The 2792-nt window shown below is 29.1% G+C and carries 2 protein-coding genes and 1 pseudogene; all 3 read left to right on the top strand.

All coding sequences use genetic code 11. The annotated features are described in order from the left end of the window. Positions 1–160: 160 nt before the first annotated feature. The 3 genes and pseudogenes from DFR80_RS15035 to DFR80_RS15625 all read left to right on the top strand — a co-directional run bounded on the left by DFR80_RS15035 (position 161) and on the right by DFR80_RS15625 (position 2713). On the top strand, positions 161–1207 hold the full coding sequence (locus DFR80_RS15035; protein ID WP_147270205.1) for a hypothetical protein: 1047 nt from the start codon (positions 161–163) through the stop codon (positions 1205–1207). Between the two features lie 218 nt (positions 1208–1425). After that, positions 1426–2043 carry an isoprenylcysteine carboxylmethyltransferase family protein gene (locus tag DFR80_RS15030; protein ID WP_158537741.1) on the top strand — a complete coding sequence of 206 codons (618 nt, stop codon included), beginning with the start codon at positions 1426–1428 and terminating at the stop codon, positions 2041–2043. Positions 2044–2264: 221 nt separating this feature from the next. Beyond that, positions 2265–2713: pseudogene (locus DFR80_RS15625) on the top strand (NUDIX domain-containing protein). Positions 2714–2792 lie beyond the last annotated feature (79 nt).

Below are 2792 nucleotides of genomic sequence, written 5' to 3'. Positions count from 1 at the left end.
AGCTTGCAATATAAAAAGTAGCATGAAATATTACGGCAAGCTTTACGCCAGTTCCTAACGGAATCAGGCACGAGCGCAAATCCCAGGAACGTTATGTGAAATCTAGCAGAAAAATACATTTGGGGAGTTGGTTTAAGTGCATAATATTCCAAAAAACATTATGAATGAAATAAAAAAAGCTATGAAAAGGCCAGAAGGTACTGTTGAATTTAAATATGAGTGTGAAGATATTTTTAATCCTTCTGTGGCTAAAATAATCATATTTGAAATAATAAGTGGTAATCAATTATTTATACTGGAGAGAAATAGGGAAATGAATATTGTATTTTATCATTCATCTCCTGGTGCAGGTACTAGAGCAACTTTGATTAAACTAGATAGGGTTCCAAAAGTATCTAAAATGTCATATGTATTTACTTGGAATCATGAAGAAATAAATTTGTATATTCATCCTCTTATCGAGAACTATGATTTGATAGTGAGTAAAGAAACAACTCCAGATGTAAAATTCAGAGTTAGTAAAGATGGAAGTGTCATTCGTTTAGGTAACAAGGGCATTGATATTATGCAGACAAAAATAAGGTCGGGGGGTAAAAAAATTTTGGATCCTACTGCAATTGAATCTTGGAATGATACTTTAAAAGCTATAGAAATATTAAAAAGTGCACAATCTGATAAAGGATATATGTATGATGTTGTTGTCTCTAATTTTATTATCTCATCATTAGTTACTGGGTTTGAAACATATGGTAAGACAAGATTTATTGAATTAGAAAAAGAAGGAATTGAACCAAATATAGAAGAACTGGAAAATAGAGTTTTTTCATCTTATGAAAAGGAAATTGATTTGCCAGAAAAGTATAAAGACAAGTCTACCAGAGAAAATATTTCTTACATTGAAATTATTGCACAAGAAAAAATTAATTTTCAAAATTTCAATGAATGTAAAAGAGCTTTTAATAAAGCATATGGTTTAGTTTTTGGTGAAATTATTCATAATACTAATAAAATAAATGAACTAAAAAAAATTATAAATTATAGGCATAGAATTATACATGTTTCTCCATTAATAACAATGCTTAATGAAAACAAAGTTCCAGAAGAGGAGCCTGTTTTTTCTAATGATAGTTTATCAACTGAAGCTGTAGAAGTTTTTAAATATATTGTAGATCAAATACATACTGCTAGTTTGAAATTGAGGAATTAATTAGAAATCATAATTATTGTATTTGAAAATGCTAGACTTCACATAACAGCAAGGTTTACGGTTCCACTATCGTTCCACTCAAATTCCAGTGCCTAACATAAGAGCTATGTAAGGCACTGGAACTTCGTAAACCTGCGGGACGTTATACAACATAGCTGGCAAAAAGACTTATTAACTATATTAAAAACTAAAATAAAATATTAAATCTGGTGATAGAAGTGAAAAAAATATTAATAGTAATTCTATTTTTATATACATGGAGACATGTTCAAATTTATTGGAATAGTTTAAGCAATTTACATATATATTTATACTTTTCTCTTGTTATATTTAGCCTATTATCTGATAAATATTTTTATCAAGGCCAAAAATCTGAAAATAATAAAAGACATGAAATAACAAGTCATTTTCTTTTCTTGACCTGGTTTTCTACATTGATAATTCCTGTATTAGAATATGTTTATATAAAAAGATATAATTTGTTTTTAACAATCTTAGGAACTATATTTATTATTTTGGGGACTGCAATAAGAGGTATAGCTATTAAGAAATTAGGAAAGTTTTTCTCAAGAGATGTAGAAAATTGGAAGAATCAAAAAATAGTTAAAACAGGAATTTATAAATATATTCGACATCCAGCATATACAGGTAATATACTTCAAATAATAGGTTTTCCATTAATTTTAAATTCTTATTATAGTTTGTTATTATCTTTTATAACAATTTTAGTTTTTTTATGGAGAATAAAAGTTGAAGAAGAATTTCTTATAGAAAAACTACCAGAGTATAAAAAATATATGGAAGAAACAAAAAGATTAATACCTAAACTATGGTAGTTAAATAATAATTGTTAAGATCGAGTCAGCTACGAGCGTATAACATAGGGTTGACGTCATGCCTTCTGTCATAAAGCTTGCAGGTTGACCAATCACGGATAAGAAAAAGCAAGCTTTACGCCAGTTCCTAAAGGAATCAGGCACGAGCGCAAATCCCAGGAACGTTAGGTGAAATAGCATCGCGGCTTTGTTTTGGTTGCAATAATAATGGAGGTAATAATTTGAACGCAAATAATTTATTTCAGATTAGAGTTACAGGTGTACTTATAGAAGATAGCGAAATATTATTAGTTATGCAAAAATTATCATCTCGAGATTGGTCATTACCTGGAGGTAGATTAGAAAGAGGAGAGTTGCATGATGAAGGGGTAATCAGGGAAATTTATGAGAAACAGGATTGGAGACAGAGGTTAAGAAGCTATTATATGTCTGTGATAAGCCTGATGCTGATCCACCATTAATACATATAATATTTTTATTGGAAAGAAAAGCGGGAGAATTAAGTCTGCCCAGTAATGAATATGATGATAATCCTATTTATGATGTTCAAATGGTTCCAATTGATGAAATTACAAAATATGGTTTTACAGAAAAGTTTAAGACCTTGATAAAAAATGATTTTTCTGATTCAGGAAGGTATGCAGGGTTAAAACACACTAGCATTGCATAAAAATATTTAAGCATTGTCAAATTTAAGTTATAGATAAAGTATACTATCTACAGAATATTCAGTCACAACCTTATCCATT

This window comes from Halanaerobium sp. ST460_2HS_T2 (genome assembly GCF_003337665.1).
Taxonomy (GTDB): Bacteria; Bacillota; Halanaerobiia; order Halanaerobiales; family Halanaerobiaceae; genus Halanaerobium; species Halanaerobium kushneri.
The sequence above is the reverse complement of the archived record's forward strand: the minus strand, read 5'-3'. Positions and strand labels throughout refer to the sequence as shown.

Bases quoted from the DNA above. Each gene is read 5' to 3' on its own strand.
- DFR80_RS15035 (WP_147270205.1), top strand. From the start codon at position 161: ATGAATGAAATAAAAAAAGCTATGAAAAGGCCAGAAGGTACTGTTGAA.